Below are 16,825 nucleotides of genomic sequence, written 5' to 3'. Positions count from 1 at the left end.
GCATGTGTCCGCCCGCTCCGCTGGACGGGCAATGCTATCGGGATTACCTTCGTTCCCAGCATGACGCGGCGACTTCCGAGGGAGATGCGGTGATGAGCTTGCAAGGCGATGCCCTGAAAGACGCAATCGGCCGGACACGGGACAAATGGGGATGGTTCGTGGCGCTTGGCGTGCTGCTCTTGATCTTCGGCGGTATCGCCTTCGGCAATCTGCTCATCGCCACCGTCGCCTCGGTCTATCTCGTCGGCTGGATGATGCTGATGGCAGGGGTGATCGAGATCATCCATGCCTTCGGGGTCAAGACCTGGGGGCGCTTCCTCTACTGGCTGGCGAGCGGCCTGCTCTATGCCGTGGCCGGCTTCTTCGCCTTCGACAATCCAGCGCTCGCCTCGGCGGTGCTGACCTTGCTGCTGGCGGCCTCGCTCGTCGCCTCGGGCGTGCTCAGGGCCTGGGTGGGCTTCCACCACCGGCCGGAGAAAGGCTGGGGCTGGCTGGTCGCGGCCGGCGTCATCAGCGCGCTCGCCGGCCTCGTCATCGCCATGGGCTGGCCGGTCAACAGCCTGTGGGTGCTCGGCCTGTTCCTGGCCATCGACCTCGTCTTCCAGGGATGGAGCTTCATCGCCATCGGACTGGCGCTGAAGAGATAGCTCAGTCCAAATTAAGCAGCGTCATCGAGACCAGCGCCAGCGCGATCCCGAGATACTGCATCGAGGAGACTTCCTCCTTGAAGACGAGCGCGCCGACCAGTACGGCGCCGGCAACGACGATCGTGTTGACCAGCGCCCCCGTCACGGCGAGGTTCAGCCTGGTGTTGATGAAGGCGAAGGCCCAGTAGGACAGCGGCGACAGCAGCATGACGACGGCAAGGCTGCGGCCGCTGCCCGTCTTGCCCCAATGCGCGCTCAACCCATCGCACAGGATGAACAGCGACGCGCAAAGGAGGACGACGCTCCAGACGGGGATGTCGGTCTTCATCGGCACGTTCTGCCCGCTCGGCAGGCCGGATTCGGTGAAGCGCTTCACGCACGCGGATCAGCCGTCTGGTCGAGTCCGTAACCCGCGTCTAAACACTTCTATCTAGTTATTTCGAGCTAGAACGCGATCGCGGCGTCAAGCTCCGACAGCGGGCGCACGCCTGCCAGCAGCGCCCTCGCCTCGGCCTCGTCGCGCTTCATCTGCGCGACCAGCGGGTCGAGCCCGTCGAATTTCAGCTCCGGCCGCAGGTAGCCGAAGAACGACACTTCGCACGTCTCGCCGTAGAGGTCGCCGGAGAAGTCGAAGACGAAGGTCTCGAGCAGCGGCGCGCCATTGTCGTCGACGGTCGGACGGCGGCCGAAGCTGGCGACGCCGTCATGCAGCGTGCCGTCGGCGCGGCGGAAGCGGACGGCATAAATCCCTTCCTTCAGGGCCGCTTCCGGCGAAAGCCTCATATTGGCGGTCGGAAAGCCCAGCGTGCGACCGAGCTGCTGGCCGCCGATCACCTGGGTCTCGACGGTGAAGCGGTAGCCGAGCAGGCCGGCGGCCTCGGCCACGGCGCCTTCGCCGAGAAGGGCGCGGATGCGGCTCGACGAGATCACCTCGGCGCCCTCGTCGCGAAAGGCATCGACCAGCGTCACGCCGAAACCATGTCGCTCGCCCGCCGCCATCAGGAAGGCGGGGCCGCCCTGGCGGTCCTTGCCGAAATGAAAGTCGAAGCCGGTGACGGTATGCGCGATGCCGAGGTTCTTCTCCAGGACGTCGGTCACGAAGGCCTCGGCCGAGAGCGCGGCGAATTCGCGCGTGAAGGGCTGCTCGACCAGGGCCGCGAACCCGAGGCGAGACAACAGCCGCGCCTTCATGGGCGGCGGCGTCAGCACGAAGAGCGGGATTTCGGGCCTGAACACCTTTCGCGGGTGCGGTTCGAAGCTCAGCACCAAGGCCGGCGCGCCGCGGCGCCCGGCCTCGGCGAGCGCGCGCTCCAGCACCGCTTGATGGCCGCGATGGACGCCGTCGAAATTGCCGATCGCCACAACGCCGCCGCGCAAATGGGCGGGCAGCGGCGACGTCGCCGAGATGCGGTCGAAGGGTTTCGAGGTTTCCGTCATGGAACGCCCCTATTGCAGTCTCGGAATGACGGCGACCGGGCGGTAGCCATGCTTTTCCAGGAAGGCGGCCAGCCGCTCGCGGTCGGGCCGCAGCGGGTCGCCATAGTCGCGGGCATGGATGCCGCCCGAGACATAGAGCACTTCGAAGCCATTGTCGGCCGCGCCCTTGATATCGGTCATCATGCCGTCGCCGATGGCCAGCACCCGCGAACGCTCGACCGGGCGACCGAGCAGGCTGGCAACCTCCTTCATCGCAACATCGTAGATCGGCGCGTAGGGCTTGCCGGCGATGAGCGTTCGCCCACCGAGCTGGGCGTAGTCGCGGGCAAGCGCCCCGGCGCACCAGATCATGCGCTCGCCGCGCTCGACCACGATGTCGGGATTGGCGCAGATGAAGGGCAGATCGCGAGCGCGCACCCGCCGCAGCAGCTCGGCATAGTCGGACGGTTTTTCAACCTCGTCGTCGAACAGGCCGGTGCAGACCACGCCGGAGGCCTCGAACTCCTCGACCAGATCGACGCCGAGCCCGTCATAAAGGGTGAAATCGCGGTCGGGACCGATATGGAAGATCTTCCTCGGCCCTTCGGCGATCAGGTCGCGGGTGACATCGCCGGAGGTGACGATGCGGTCGTAGGCGTCAGTGGGGACGCCGATCGCGTTCATCTGCGCCACCACATCGGCACTGCGGCGGGGCGAGTTGGTGATCAGCACGACGGGCACGTTCGCCGCGCGCGTCGCGGCCAGTGCCTGCGCGGCCTGCGGAAAATGCCATTCGCCATTGTGCACCACGCCCCAGACATCGCACAGGATGGCCACATACGAGCCCGACAGCTCCGCGAGCGAGCCGATAATGTCGGGCGAATCCGCCATGCCGTTTTCCCAAGGTGGTTGTTGCGAGAGCCGCCGCCGACGGTCCGCCGCGGCCGGTCCCGCATTAACCGAAGCTCCTCATCCTGTCACCAGCTTTCGACAGGCACCGGCCGCGGCGGCGCGACGGATGCTGAAGACCGGACCTGCGTCGCGGTGGAATTCCCGGGGGCATCCACGCAGCTGGCCCGATAGTTAACGAGCCTTGAAAACGCAGGTTGATGTTGGATGCATTCGCGCAACCTGAAATTTAAAGATCTGTGGGCATGGTCGGAGATCAACTACGACTTTGGTCGTACATTAGCGGGGGCTAAAGGCGATGATCCGCAGATTCGAAGCGACGATGCGCAGGTTCGCGCGCGACAGGCGCGGCAACTACGCCTTGATCGGCGCCATCGCCATGGTGCCCCTGATGGGCGCGGTTGCGCTTGCGGTCGACTTTACGGACCTGGTGCGCCAAAAGCAGGAAACGCTGAACGCGCTGGATGCCGCGGGCGTCGCCACCGCGCAGCAGATCGTCGCCAATGTAAGCGACGCCGATGCCAAAGCCTATGCCAAGAACTTCTTCGAAGCCAATCTGTCGCATGTCAGCCCGGCTGACACGGCGCTGAGCGTCACCTTGCCCAGCAACAATGCCGGCGGCGGCACGCTGAAGCTTTGCGCGACCCTGCGCTACCATCCTTATTTCCTGCCAGCCGCGGCGATGCTGATCGGCAGGACTGCCGGCGACACGACTTTGACCGCGTGCTCGGAAGTTCGCCTCAAGAACACTCTCGAGGTTGCCCTGGTGCTCGACAATTCCGGCTCGATGAGCACGAATGGATCCGGTACCGGCCAGCAGCGCATAGAGCTGCTCAAGACCGCCGCGACCGAACTGGTCAACACGTTGGCCCTGCAGGCAGGGCAAATGAAGCAGGTCACCAAGCCGGTGCAGTTCGCCCTGGTACCCTTTTCGGCCTCGGTCAATGTCGGCTCTGCCAACAAGGACAAGACCTGGATGGATCTCGACGGCATCTCGCCGATACATCATGAGGATTTCGACTGGACCCAGATGTACAAGACCGTCTCCGGCGTCGATCCGAACAAATACATCGAGAAAGTCGGTGCCGCCTACTACCAGAGGGGCACCGGCTGGGGAGCGGACGCGGGCAAGGCAATGACCCGCTTCACCCTCTACCAGGATATGATGGCCACGACGCGAACCTGCACCAAGAAGAAGAACGGCTCGTGTCAGACTTATGTCGACACGACCGCCCAATACCAAGCCTGGAAAGGCTGCGTGGAAGCAAGGCCGTATCCTTACAATGCCGACGACACGACGCCGACAACGTCCACACCGGCCAGCCTGTTCGTGCCGATGTTCGCTCCGGACGAGGCCGGCAATTTCTGGACCGACTCCACCCACGCCAGCACGACGTCATGGGGTTACACGAACAATTGGTGGGTGGACTCGGCCGACAGCCTGGCCGTCGCGAAACGCCAGTCGGACATGCGCAAGTATTTCGTCACGAAGCCCTACAACGCGGCGGCGGAGCCGACTGACGGCGGCCCCAACTCCGGGTGCACGACTTCCGCGATCACGCCGTTGCAGGACATAACCACGACCACGGGCAAGAGCACCATCACAAACGCTATCAGCGCAATGACGCCGACGGGCAACACCAACGTGCCGGAAGGGCTTGCCTGGGGCTGGCGGGCGCTGTCGAGCAACGAGCCTTTCACGGACGGTCGGGCCAACACCGAAAAAGGCAACGACAAGGTCGTCATCGTGCTGACCGACGGCGCCAACACCTACAGCCCGATCGCCGACGCCACCTATGCCAAGAACATGTCGACCTACGCCGCGTACGGCTACACGGGCCTGACCTATCCAGGCTCCGGTACGGTGACCCGATTGTTCATGAACACCAGCGCTTCCGTTGGCAAGACGACCTACACCGGCGCCAACTACACGACGGCGCTCGACGAGCAGATGCAGACGCTTTGCGCCAATGCAAAGAATTCGAACATCATCGTGATGACGGTTTCGCTTGACCTCGTGGACACCAAATCCGCGGAAAAGGCCGCAATGACCGCGCTGAAGACGTGTTCCTCGGACTCGAGATTCCGAAAAGACCCGGCCGACCCGACCGGCAAGACTGCGGCCAAATTGTATTGGAACGCGACCGGCGCCACGCTGTCGAAAAGCTTCAAGGAAATCGCCGACGAACTGTCGAACCTGCGCATCGTCGGCTGATCGACGGGCAATCGACGCGGCGAAACGCCCTGGCTTCGCGGGGCGTTTCCTTGAACGCGGCCGCCTTGCCCCGGCGCGATTGGTTAGCGTTCGGTGAAACACCGAGGCTGCAATCGAGCGGTTTCCCACACCCGTCCTTCAGCGTTTTGTGAAACTGTGGCCTGGGCAAAAAATCCGCAGGCGGGGCCGCTTACAACACATGCGTGGATTCTGGCGTGACTTCTGCCGCGACCGGCGCGGCAACTATGCTCTCTTGACCGCGGTCGCCATGGTGCCGCTGATGGGCGCCGTGGCGCTGAGCGTCGACTATTCCGGCGTGGTCAACGAGAAGCAGAGGGTGGTGAACGCGCTCGACGCCGCCAACTTCGCCACCGCCCGCCGCCTTGCCGAAGGCGCCACCGACGACCAGCTGAGGGCCTATGCGCTGGAGTTCTTCAGGGCCAACCTCGGCGACAGCATCGATCCGGCCAACACCACGCTCAGCGTCACGCTGCCCAGCAGCACGACCGGCGGCGGCCTGGTGAAGCTCTGCGCGGCGCTGGTGTACAAGCCCTATTTCCTGCCGGCAGCGGCGCTGCTGGTCGATAAGGAGTCTTCGGACGTCAACTATTCCGTCTGCTCGGAAGTGCGCCTTAAGAACACGCTCGAAGTCGCCATGGTGCTCGACAATTCCGGCTCGATGAGCAACCTCGGCACCGGTGCGGGGCAGAAGCGCATCGACCTGCTCAAGCAGGCCGCCAAGCAGCTCGTCGACACGCTGGCGCAGCAGGCGGCCGCGATCAAGCAGATCGACAAGCCGGTCCAGTTCAGCATCGTGCCCTTCGCCGCCTCGGTGAATGTCGGGACGCAGAACGACAATGCTTCCTGGATGGACACCTACGGGCTGTCGCCGATCCACCACGAGAATTTCGACTGGACGACGCTGAACGCCACCAACAAATACGCGCAGAAGATCAACGGCATCTGGTACAAGAAGGGCTCAGACTGGGGCGAGCAGGAAGGCCAGATGCTCACCCGCTTCTCGCTCTATCGCGACATGAAGGTGGTCACCAGCCACGAGCGCATCGTCGGGTCCAAGCGTGTCGTGTGCGACGAATACCGCTCCAACCACACCTGCAAGCGCAGCCACGACGAATACGACTATAACGACACCTATGGCCCGTTCGCCAGCTGGCAGGGCTGCGTCGAGGTCAGGCCCTACCCCTACAACGTCAATGACGCGGCGGCCTCCGGCGGTCCCAACAACACCGGCACCGGCGTCGGAGACCCGGCGACCATGTTCGTGCCGATGTTCGCGCCGGACGAGCCTGGCAACCACTGGTATTTGACGCAGGATCCCGACGAGGCGAAGCCGGTGACCTACGGCGCCGCCAACAGCTGGTGGAACGACGATCCGACAAGCACGACCGGCAAGACGCGGCAATCCAACATGGCCAAGTATTTCCAGCCGCGGCCGATCAATGCGCCGGTGCTGTCGACCGGCGCCGGTCCCAACTACAGCTGCACCACGACGCCGATCACGCCGCTGACCGATGTCACCCAGGCGGCGGGGCTGACCGCGATCAAGGCGGCGATCGACCTGATGCAGCCGAACGGCAACACCAATGTGCCGGAAGGCATGGCCTGGGGCTGGCGCACCGTGTCGAGCACCGAGCCCTTCACCGAAGGGCGGCTGGAGAGCGAGCGCGGCAACGACAAGGTCGTCATCGTGCTCACCGACGGCGAGAACACCTATTCGACGGTCAGCAGCGACCCGGCCGGCAACAAGTCGACCTATGCCGCCTATGGCTACACCGGCCTCGCCTATTACGGCACCGCCGTGACCCGGCTGTTCACCGGCACATCGAACGCCATCGGCCAGTTCAACTATTCGTCCAGCAACTACACCGCCGCGCTCAACGAGCAGATGGCGAGCCTGTGCGACAACGCCAAGGCGGCCAACATCATGGTCATGACCGTCGCGCTCGACATGTCCGCGACCGATGCCGGCGACAAGAAGGCGATGGACGCGCTGAAGGCCTGCTCTTCCGACTCGCGCTTCCGCAAAGATCCGACCGATCCCAGCAAGCCGGCCAAGCTGTTCTGGAACGCGACGGGCGCCACGCTGTCCGACAATTTCAAGGAAATCGCCAACGAGCTGTCGAATTTGCGGGTCGTCGGGTAAAGCACCCGGCGTTGGAGGAATGGCGCCGGCGCGGACGCTGCCAATTTTCAACGCTGGAGCAAGAACTCCCGCCGGCATGCCCTTGCGGTCGATGAAAACGCGTGGTGAATGGGCCCCGCCACCACCCGGAGACGCATCGATGCCCGACACCGCAAACCACTTCGCTTTCGCGCTGGTCTGCCTCGGCATGGTGCTGACGCCCGGGCCGAACATGATCTACCTGATCTCGCGTTCGCTGTCGCAAGGGCCGAAGGCCGGGCTGATCTCGCTCGGCGGCGTCGCCTGCGGCTTCCTGTTCTACGTGGTCTCGGCGGCCTTCGGCATCACCGCGCTGCTGCTCGCCGTGCCCTTCGCCTATGATGCGCTACGCATCGCCGGCGCGCTCTATCTTCTGTGGCTCGCCTGGCAAGCGGTGAAGCCCGGGGGGCGCTCGCCGTTCGAGGTTCGCGAATTGCCGAAGGATGGACCGCGCAAGCTGTTCGCCATGGGGCTGATGACCAATCTGCTCAACCCCAAGGTGGCGGTGCTCTACCTTTCGCTGCTGCCGCAGTTCATCAGTCCCGGCAAGGGCCATGTGCTGTCGCAGCTTCTGGTGCTTGGCGTCACCCAGATCTCGATCAGCCTCACCGTCAACGCCATCATCGCGGTGACCGCCGGTTCGATCGCGACGTTCCTCGCCGGACGGCCGTTGTGGATGGTCATCCAGCGCTGGATGATGGGCACGGTGCTGGCGGCGCTGGCGCTGAGGATGGCGACCGAGGCGCAGCGCTGACGGCGAAAGTATCCAGCCGTTCGGCGCCGCCAAGTTACACGGCCTCCAGCATGGAGGACGACTACCTTTCAGGCACCTTTCGTCCTGGCTCTGGTGAAATAGGTCCTATTCGGGCGGCGCCAGCCACGCTGGCGCCGGCCCGTTGACCAAAGGCGCGTCGTGTATCAGGCCGCGAAGCGGTCGATCACCTCGGCCAGCGGGACATGCCCCAGGCAGGCGCCCGAACCGACAGGCATTTCGCCATTCTCGACGGCAAGCGCGTAGCGCACCTCCGGCACGGCCTCGATGCGGCGGCGCAGGGCGGCAAGCCTGGGATAATCGGCGCCCTCGATGGCCTGGTGAAATTCGGCCCAACGCGCCACGCCGATCAGCGTGGTATCGGCCAGCGTCAGCCGGTCCCCGGCCAGGAACTCGGTTCCGTTGATCATCTCCTCAAGCTGGTCGTGACGCTCGGCGACGGCCTTGCGGCCGAAGTCGCGTAAGGTCGCCTGCAGCACCGGATCCGGCGACGCCATTTCCAACGCCGCCCAGAGCGGCATGAAAGCGGCGGTGAAGCCGGTGTTCACGAAAGCCACCAGCTGGTGCATCCGATCGGCTTCCGGCGTGCGCGGATCGAAGCTGATGCGGCGCTGCGTATCGCGGGCCTCGAGCCATGCGGCGATCGCCATGGTCTCGGTCAGCACCTTGCCCTCGCCCGTGATCAGCACCGGCGTTTCCTGCCGGCCGTTGATGCCGGCATAGGCTTCGTTCTTCATGTCGGCCAGCATGTCCACCCGGCACAGCCGGTAGGGCAGCCCGAGGCGTTCGAAGGCAGCGACGAGCCCCATCGAGCTTCCCGCCGGGAAGCCGTAAAGGAGGATAGGTTCCATGTGTTGTCTCTTCCATGTTCGAGGATCACGCCGCGCAGCGAAACTTGACCCTAAACACCGGTCGCCCCATGTAAATTACGCACTATACTGTAACCACGCGTCCAGGTCCCTCCCCATGAAAGATGTCGTCTCGCGCTGCCCGATCGAAGAGACCATGCGCGTGCTCAGCGGCCGCTGGCCGACCTTGCTGCTCTACTATCTGAAGGACGGCACCAAACGCTTCAGCGAACTCAGGCGCGACAATCCGACCGTTTCGCACCGCATCCTGGCGCTGGAACTGCGCAAGCTGGAGGACGCCGGGATTGTGCGGCGGACCGCGCATCAAGGCTATCCGCTGCGCGTCGACTACGACCTTACGGAACCCGGCCGCAGGCTTGTGCCGCTGATCGATGCGCTCGGCGCCTGGTGGGTGCACGCGGCCGGCGATCGGACCGGCGGCTCGGAAGCAAATCTCGAAACCGCAGCCTAGGGCCGTCTAGCGAGATTTTCACCGCCCTGCCCGGCAAAAGCCATGATCGCCATTATTTCAGGCGGGCATGACCGTTGCGCGACTCGACAACCACCCGATCCCGAACCCGAACAGGCGCCTGCTGCTGAAGGGTGCGGCTCTTGCCGCGCTGGCGGGCCTTGCCGCCTGCTCCACCACCGTGCTGCCGACCGGCGAAGGCGCAGGCGTCTCCTCCTCCGCCACGACGACGCTCGCCGGCATCCGGTCCACCGCCGGGCTGCCGGCGCTGGTTCCGGACACGCAGCTCGAGCAGGCAGCCTTGCAGCAAGCCGGCTACATGGCGTCACGTGCCCGGATGAGCCACACCACCGGCTGGGGCAAGGACTTCGCCTCGCGCATGAAGGACAATGGCGTACGCGGCGCCGCCGGCGAGAACATCGCCGAAGGCCGCTTCGACCAGCAGAAGCTGTTCGACATCTGGATGCATTCGGACGGCCACCGCCGCAACATGCTCGACCCGGACTTCTCCCGCTTCGGCCTCGCCTATGTGCGCGACGGCCGCGATCCGAGCCTGCGCTACTGGAGCCTCGTGCTCGGGAGATAGGCCTCGCCTATCCCTGTTTTGTCGTCAGGGTTCCCGACGCCGGAACGCCTTGGCCGTCATCCGCCACGCTCGCCGTGTGGAGCAGCTTCTCGATGCCCTGGGCAGAGACCGGCTTGCTGAAATGATAGCCCTGCATTTCATCGCAATTGTTCTTGCGCAGGAAGGCCACCTGGTCGTCCGTCTCGACGCCCTCGGCAATGACCCTCAGATGCAGATTCTGACCCAGCGAAATCACGGCGCTGGCGACAGCCTGATCGTTCTCGTCGGCGGCGAGATCCTTGATGAATGACTTGTCGATCTTCAGCCGCGCCACGGGAAAGGTCTTGAGCGCGCTAAGGCTGGAATAGCCTGTTCCGAAATCGTCGATCGATATCTGAACCCCCAGGCTCTGCAAGGCGTCCATCGTCGCGACCGCCAATTCGACGTCCTGCATGATAAGGCTCTCGGTTACCTCGAGCTCGAGATATCTGGCCTCCAGGTCGCTGTCCGTCAGCGCGTTCACGACACGGCCAATCAGGTTCGGTTCCCTGAATTGCCGCGCCGAGACGTTTACGCAGACCGTCAGGGGCGGCAGACCGGCATCCTGCCAGGCCTTGTTCTGCCGACAGGCTTCGTGCAGGACCCAGTCGCCGATCGGCACGATCAGCCCGGTCTCCTCGGCGGTCGGAATGAACGTGTCCGGCGCCACCATGCCTCGTGTCGGATGCTTCCAGCGCAGCAAGGCTTCGACTGCAAAGACCTCTCCTGAGCGAAGATCGACCTGCGGCTGGTAGAGCAGAATGAATTCCGAGCGCGCCAGGGCATTTCGCAATTCCTCCTGAAGCAGGAATTTCTCATGCGCCCTGGTGTTGAACTCGGGAGCGTAGAACTGGAAATTGTCGCGGCCGAATTCCTTCGCGCGGTACATTGCGGCATCGGCGTTGGCCAGCAGCTGATCCGGACTCGTCCCATCCTTGGGATAGTTGGCGATGCCGATGCTGGCCGTCGCCCTCAGCCGATGCCTTCCCAGATGAACCGGCTCCGCGATCGCCGCCCGGATCTTTTGCAGGGTCTCGGAGATCAGATCGACGTTCGTCGGCTGGTCGAACAGGACTATGACGAACTCGTCGCCGCCAAGCCGCACGACGGTGTCGGTCGGCCTGACGCAGTCGACCATGCGGTTGGCAACGGTCTTCAGCAGCACGTCGCCGGCATTGTGGCCGAGCGTATCGTTGACGAGTTTGAAATTGTCGAGGTCGATGAACACCACCGTCACCCAGCGATCGTATCGCTGCGCATAGAGCAGTGCCTGCGAGAGCCGGTCCTCGAGCAGGGCGCGATTTGGAAGCCCTGTCAGCACGTCATGGTTGGCCATGAAATGAATCTGGTCTTCAGCCAGTTTGCGCTCGATGGCGATGCCTGCAATCCGCGTCGTGAAGTCGATCAGCCGCGTTTCGGCCTCGGTCGGTTCGCGCACCGTCATCGAATACATCGCAAAGACGCCGAGCACGGCGCCTTGATGCGACAGGATCGGGGTCGACCAGCAGGAACGATAGCCGAAGGGCGCCACCACCTGGCGGTATTCTTCCCAAAGCGGGTCCTGCATGATGTCCGCGACGATGACCGGCTCCCGCCGGTAGACGGCGGTGCCGCAGGATCCAACCTTGGGGCCGATGGCGATCCCGTCGATGGCAGCGGTATATTCCTTCGCCAGGCTCGGCGCGCCGCCGTGCCGCAAATGGCTGCCGTCCTTGTCCAGCAGCAGGACGGAACCGAAGATCCCGGTCAGCTGCGACTCGACGAGGCGCATCAGACGGTCGAGCACGTCTTCGAGCAGGGCGCTCATCGCGATCATTTCCAGGATGTGCGCCTGCCCCTCGCGAAGGACGTCCGCCTGCTTGCGTGCGGTTACATCGTGAGCGATGCCGACCAGACCGATGATGTCATTGCGGGCATTGCGCAACGGCACCTTTGTCGATGACACCCACTTGCCGGCGCCCGACGCGTCGACAATGAACTCTTCCTTGTCGATCATGGGTTGGCCGCTGCTGAGCACGTTCTGCTCCACCGCGCGAAATTTCTGCGCAAGTTCCGGGGCATGGAGATCAAAATCGGTCAAGCCGATCATGTCACTCGTCTTCCCCCGCCCGCTGTCGACCGCAAGCGCCCTGTTGGCCACGACGAAGCGGCTCTCCGTGTCCTTGACCCAGAGATAATCGGGCACCCAGTCGATCAGCGTTTGCAACGAGATGCGCTCGTCGACGATCTGTCGGTTGGCAACGAGCGCGGTAATGTCCTCATGCGTGGCCACCCAGCTGCCGTCGGCCATGGGCTGATGGCAGACCTGAACCGTCCGACCGTCGGCGAGGTTGGCGGTCCATACCCTTGGAGCCATGCCAGAATTGACGGAGCGGGCCAATGCAAGATAGGCGTCGGCATCGGTTACAGATGTCCCGGCGGCGACGCGATGTTCGACGATTTCCCGGAGCGTCACACCCGGCTGCAATTGCTCTGGCGCAATGTGGTAGATTTCAGCGTAGCGGCGGTTGCACAGGATCAACCGTTCGGCGGCGTCGAAAAAGCAGATGCCTTGCGAAACGTTGTCGATCGCCGTCTCAAATCGCAGCGCCTGCCCTTCGAGCGTTGCGATCCTGGCTCGCAGATCGCGCTCGAGCGTTTCGTATGAAGCGATGGTCAGCTTCGCCAGCGCCGCCAGATTGGCCGACTCGGGTGTCTCGGCGGCTTTCCTGGATGATTTCTCGCCCAAACAGAGTTCCTCCAGTTTGGTGCCGGCGCAAAGCAACACGGCTCGCTTTCAACCCAAAAGCGACGACATCGTGATCGATATATACTAATGGTAGATGAACCAGGCGCAGTCGGTTGTAGATATCCGAGAATCCTTGCGCTGTTCTCCCGGCCACGATTTCAGTCCCGGATGCAGGCGCGGCGGCTCCGCCTCGCGATCAGAGCAGTTCAGCGTCTGGTAGAACCGCTGAACTGCTCTGACTATTTTGTACGCAATTCCGGACGGAAAACCGTTTCACACTTTTCCTGGAATTGCTTCAGCAACCGTCAGTCCATGTGTGCGGCAGGGGCGCCGGCGGCCGGCGCCGCCTTCGGCTTGCGCAGCAGGAAGACGAACGGGATGGCGAGCAGCGTCATCACCATCAGGATCTTGAAGTCGTTGACGTAGGAAATCATCATCGCCTGGATGTTGACCAGCCGATCGACCTGCGACAGCGCCGTCGGATCGCCGCTCGCCGCCGCCGGCGAGGCCGCCCACAGATTGGGGTTGAACGGGTTGATGAAGGCCGCAAGCTCGGTGTGGTTGATCTGCGTGTTGCGCACCATCAGAACCGTCACCACCGACACGCCGATCGAGGAGCCGAGATTGCGCACCAGGCTGAACAGCGCGGTGGCATCGGTGCGGTAGCGCGCATCGAGCGTCGCGAAAGCGATCGTCGACAGCGGCACGAACACCATGCCCATGCCCAGGCCCTGGATGACGCCGGAGGTCAGGATGAGCCAATTGTCCATCTGCGGCGAGAAGCTGGACATGGTGTAGAGCGACTGCGCGGTCAGCAAGAAGCCGATGACGACGAGGATCCTGGCGTCGACCCTGTGCATGATGCGGCCGACCAGGAGCATCGAGATCATCGTGCCGATACCGCGCGGACCGATGACGACGCCGATGGTCATGGTCGGATAGCCGAAAATGTTCGCCAGCATGGGCGGCAGGAGCGACATCGAGGCCAGGATGAGCACGCCCATGACGAAGATGAACGCCAGGCCGGTCACGAAATTGCGGTCGAGGAATATCTTGGGGTCGATGAAGGGGTGCTCCGCCGTCACCGTGTGGATGGTGAACACCCAGAAGCCGGTGATGGCAAGGCCGAGCTCGATCCAGATCTCGACGGAGGAAAACCAGTCGACCTCGCCGCCGCGATCCAGCATCAGCTGCAGCGCACCGACGCCGAGCGAGATCATGGCGAAGCCGAAGAAATCGAAGCTGCGCACGCGCTTGGCGACCGCAGGCAGATAGGCGGCCATGCCGAGGAAGGCGAGGATGCCGACCGGCAGGTTGATGAAGAACACCCAGCGCCAGTTGAAGTTCTCGGTCAGCCAGCCGCCGAGCGTCGGGCCCAGGATCGGCCCCAGCATGATGCCGGCGCCCCAGATGGCCATCGCCTGGCCGTGGCGCTCCTTCGGGTTGATGTCGAGCAGGAAGGTCTGCGACAGCGGCACGATCGCGGCGCCGAATACGCCTTGCAGCAGCCGGAACAGGACGATGGTCTCGAGGCTCCACGCCAGGCCGCACAGCATGGAGAAGATGGTGAAACCGACAACGGCGGTCAGGAACAGCTCCTTGCGGCCGAGCCGGTCGGCAAGCCAGCCGGTGACCGGCGTCATGATCGCCGCCGCGACGATGTAGGAAGTCAGCACCCAGTTGATGTTGTCCGGAGAAGCGCCGAGATCGCCGGTCATGGTCGGCAGCGCGACGTTGGCGATCGTCGTGTCTAGCGCCTGCATGACGGTGGCCAGCATGAGCGCGACGGTGATCAGGCCGCGGTGCGGTACTTCCTTGAAGGGTTCTGGCGTGCTCATGATGCGGAACTTCCAGCAGGTAACAAAAACGTGTACACGACGGTTTCCGGGCGGCGAGGCCTTCCGTTTGGAGACCCTCATCGCGGTAGGACGCGACTATCGATGTGGGGGTTACATCGAACGAAAGTCTCTTTTGATCGGACGCCTGCCGCCCGGAAACCTGAGGACCGAAGGGGTCTGTGTCGAAGGCTTCAGGTTTCGATCAGGCCGCGACGCGGCCCGGTTCAAATCCCGATCCTTCCCACTCCTCCCACCGGACCAATCCCCTGCCGTTTTGCTTCCACCCGCCGGGTCCCCGGCAGGCTTCCGCCACTTGTCCATTCCGGCCGCCAATCCGGGATCGTCGCTTACTCGGCCGCCTCGCCGGCCGTGGCGTGGCCGAAGATCTTCGGCAGGCCGCGCGCCACGCCGGTGTCGACGGTGACGGTGGCGCTCATGCCGGTGCGCAGCGCCATTTTGGCGTCGGGATCGGTCAGCTCCAGGCGCACGGGAATGCGCTGCGTGACCTTGACCCAGTTGCCGGTGGCGTTCTGCGCCGGCAGCAGCGAGAACTCCGCCCCGGTGCCGGCGCCGATCGCTTTGACGGTGGCCTCGAAGGTCTTGCCCGGATAGGTGTCGACGACGATCTCTGCCTTCTGGCCCGGCTTCATGTGGGTGAGCTGAGTTTCCTTGAAATTGGCGTCGATCCAGGTGTCGCCAGTCTCGACCAGCGAGAACAGCGGCGTGCCGATGGCGACATACTGGCCGACCTTGAACGAGGAGGCCTGGCTGACGACACCGTCGGCCGGCGCCGTGACCGTGGTCTGCGCCAGGTCATAGGCCGCCTTGTCGCGCGCGGCCAGCGCCGCCATCACCGTCGGGTGCTTGTCGGTCTCGATGTCGGGATTGCCGCCGAGTGCCGCCTTGGCGCTGATGATGCCCTGCTCGGCCACCGCCAGCTGCTGCCTGGCCTTGTCGAGGTCGTTCCTGGCCTCGTCCAGCGACGACTTGGCATTGATGCCCTTCTGGGCAAGGTCGGCGGCGCGGTCGTATTGCGACTGCGCGTAGGCGACTTCGCTGGTGTCGGACTTCTCCTGCGCCATCGCCTGGCTGTAGGCGGCGCGCAGCTGCTCGACATTGAGGCGGGCGGTGGCGACCGCCGCATCGGCCTGGGCGAGCGCGATCCGGTAGGATTCGGGATCGACAGCGAACAGCACGTCACCCTGCTTGACGAGCTGGTTGTCGGCGATGCCGACCTTGACGATGCGACCCGCCGTGTCGGAAGCGATCGACACCTTGGCCTGCTGCAGATTGGCGTTCTCGGTTTCCTGGTAACGGCCGCCGGTGACCCAGACGTAGGCGCCGCCGGCAAGCAGCGCCGCGGGCAGCGCGACCATCAGGAGGAAGCGGCCGGCGCGGCGCTGCTTCTTCGGCGCCGGCTGCGGCGAGGGAGCGAGCTCCGCCGGGGCGGCCGCCGGCTGCGCCGGCGCCTCGGCGACCGGCTGCGCCGGCGCTTCCCGTTCCAGCCTGGTGACCTTTTCGTCCACCTTTGCTACCGCGTTCATGCTGCTGTGCCTTCCGTAGTCTTCATTTTTTCCAGCGACGACGCTTCGCCGTCGGCCAGGTTCTGCACGATCGTATCCAGCGCCCGGATCAGGACACGGCGATCTTCCGGCGACACGCCGACCAGCGATTCCTCATAGACCTCGCCGGCGAGGCTCTTGACGTGGGCATAGGCCTCGCTCGCCTTGGCGGTCGGGAAGATCATGCGCACACGCCGGTCCGTTGCGTCGGGGCGACGTTCGATCCAGCCGCCCTCCTCCATCCGGTCGACGAGGCGCGAGACGCTGATCGGCTCGATTTCGAGAAGCTCGGCCAGTCGCGCCTGGGCGACACCCGCCTCCTTGGCGACACGGACCAGAAGCCGCCACTGCGCCGAGGAAAGGCCGAAGCCGCTGGCGCGCGCCTCGAAGCGCTTGCGCATCAGGCGCTGCACGTCGTGGATCAGGAAGCCCAGTCTGTCGATGCCGTCGGAAACCATGAGCGGCATATATAATAAGCGTGCTTAGTATTCAAGGGGCGGCGTTGATCCAGAATCCGGCAACTGTGCATGGCAGACCCGCGACGCCAGCATGGTTAGCGGTTGGTGAACACCGAACCTGGCCTGACACAGGCTGTTTCCGCAGCGCGCGGTTTGCTGCATAGATGCCGGGGCTCG

General features: G+C 64.2%; 14 protein-coding genes. 6 read left to right on the top strand and 8 right to left on the bottom strand.

The window, feature by feature from the left end; genetic code table 11:
* The first annotated feature begins 92 nt into the window (after positions 1-92).
* Complete coding sequence (locus tag PU724_RS21205) at positions 93-647, top strand: HdeD family acid-resistance protein (RefSeq protein WP_135908870.1); 555 nt, start codon at positions 93-95, stop codon at positions 645-647.
* A gap of 1 nt (position 648) precedes the next feature.
* Here PU724_RS21205 and PU724_RS21200 read toward each other — a convergent pair whose 3' ends face one another.
* The 3 genes from PU724_RS21200 to PU724_RS21190 form a co-directional block, all read right to left on the bottom strand.
* Positions 649-1,023, bottom strand: a complete 375-nt coding sequence (locus PU724_RS21200) for a hypothetical protein (protein WP_245478544.1) — start codon at positions 1,021-1,023, stop codon at positions 649-651.
* Between the two features lie 68 nt (positions 1,024-1,091).
* Positions 1,092-2,084, bottom strand: a complete 993-nt coding sequence (locus tag PU724_RS21195) for a bifunctional riboflavin kinase/FAD synthetase (protein WP_135908868.1) — start codon at positions 2,082-2,084, stop codon at positions 1,092-1,094.
* 9 nt (positions 2,085-2,093) lie between these two features.
* Positions 2,094-2,954 (bottom strand): TIGR01459 family HAD-type hydrolase, encoded by an 861-nt coding sequence (locus PU724_RS21190; RefSeq protein WP_320321682.1) that lies wholly within the window; start codon positions 2,952-2,954, stop codon positions 2,094-2,096.
* Positions 2,955-3,294: 340 nt separating this feature from the next.
* On the opposite strand from PU724_RS21190, the gene PU724_RS21185 reads away from it, so the two are divergent.
* The 3 genes from PU724_RS21185 (at position 3,295) to PU724_RS21175 (ending at position 8,123) form a co-directional block, all read left to right on the top strand.
* A complete protein-coding gene (locus tag PU724_RS21185; protein WP_426213606.1) occupies positions 3,295-5,187 on the top strand; it encodes a TadE/TadG family type IV pilus assembly protein in 1,893 nt (630 codons plus the stop codon).
* 199 nt (positions 5,188-5,386) lie between these two features.
* Positions 5,387-7,351, top strand: a complete 1,965-nt coding sequence (locus PU724_RS21180; protein WP_189340576.1) for a TadE/TadG family type IV pilus assembly protein — start codon at positions 5,387-5,389, stop codon at positions 7,349-7,351.
* A gap of 139 nt (positions 7,352-7,490) precedes the next feature.
* Complete coding sequence (locus tag PU724_RS21175; RefSeq protein ID WP_292350482.1) at positions 7,491-8,123, top strand: LysE family translocator; 633 nt, start codon at positions 7,491-7,493, stop codon at positions 8,121-8,123.
* Between the two features lie 164 nt (positions 8,124-8,287).
* Here the strand turns inward: PU724_RS21175 and PU724_RS21170 are convergent, their stop codons facing one another.
* The gene (locus tag PU724_RS21170; protein WP_128276230.1) at positions 8,288-8,992 is read right to left on the bottom strand and encodes a glutathione S-transferase family protein; all 705 of its coding nucleotides are present in this window, start codon (positions 8,990-8,992) and stop codon (positions 8,288-8,290) included.
* 115 nt (positions 8,993-9,107) lie between these two features.
* On the opposite strand from PU724_RS21170, the gene PU724_RS21165 reads away from it, so the two are divergent.
* Positions 9,108-9,461, top strand: coding sequence for a winged helix-turn-helix transcriptional regulator (locus PU724_RS21165; protein ID WP_354423373.1), 354 nt, complete (start codon positions 9,108-9,110; stop codon positions 9,459-9,461).
* A gap of 67 nt (positions 9,462-9,528) precedes the next feature.
* Complete coding sequence (locus PU724_RS21160) at positions 9,529-10,044, top strand: CAP domain-containing protein (RefSeq protein WP_354423375.1); 516 nt, start codon at positions 9,529-9,531, stop codon at positions 10,042-10,044.
* 7 nt (positions 10,045-10,051) lie between these two features.
* Here the strand turns inward: PU724_RS21160 and PU724_RS21155 are convergent, their stop codons facing one another.
* The 4 genes from PU724_RS21155 to PU724_RS21140 form a co-directional block, all read right to left on the bottom strand.
* Entirely contained in the window at positions 10,052-12,790 is a 2,739-nt protein-coding gene (locus PU724_RS21155; protein ID WP_354423377.1) for an EAL domain-containing protein, read from the bottom strand.
* Positions 12,791-13,095: 305 nt separating this feature from the next.
* On the bottom strand, positions 13,096-14,628 hold the full coding sequence (locus PU724_RS21150; RefSeq protein WP_127286574.1) for a DHA2 family efflux MFS transporter permease subunit: 1,533 nt from the start codon (positions 14,626-14,628) through the stop codon (positions 13,096-13,098).
* Positions 14,629-14,975: 347 nt separating this feature from the next.
* The gene (locus tag PU724_RS21145; RefSeq protein ID WP_354423379.1) at positions 14,976-16,172 is read right to left on the bottom strand and encodes an HlyD family secretion protein; all 1,197 of its coding nucleotides are present in this window, start codon (positions 16,170-16,172) and stop codon (positions 14,976-14,978) included.
* Entirely contained in the window at positions 16,169-16,648 is a 480-nt protein-coding gene (locus PU724_RS21140; RefSeq protein WP_127311648.1) for a MarR family winged helix-turn-helix transcriptional regulator, read from the bottom strand. Before PU724_RS21140 ends, PU724_RS21145 begins: the two co-directional genes overlap by 4 nt.
* Positions 16,649-16,825: the final 177 nt, after the last annotated feature.

The sequence above is a fragment of the Mesorhizobium abyssinicae genome (genome assembly GCF_049887195.1).
GTDB lineage: Bacteria > Pseudomonadota > Alphaproteobacteria > Rhizobiales > Rhizobiaceae > Mesorhizobium > Mesorhizobium abyssinicae.
This window is presented reverse-complemented; position numbering and strand designations above follow the sequence as displayed.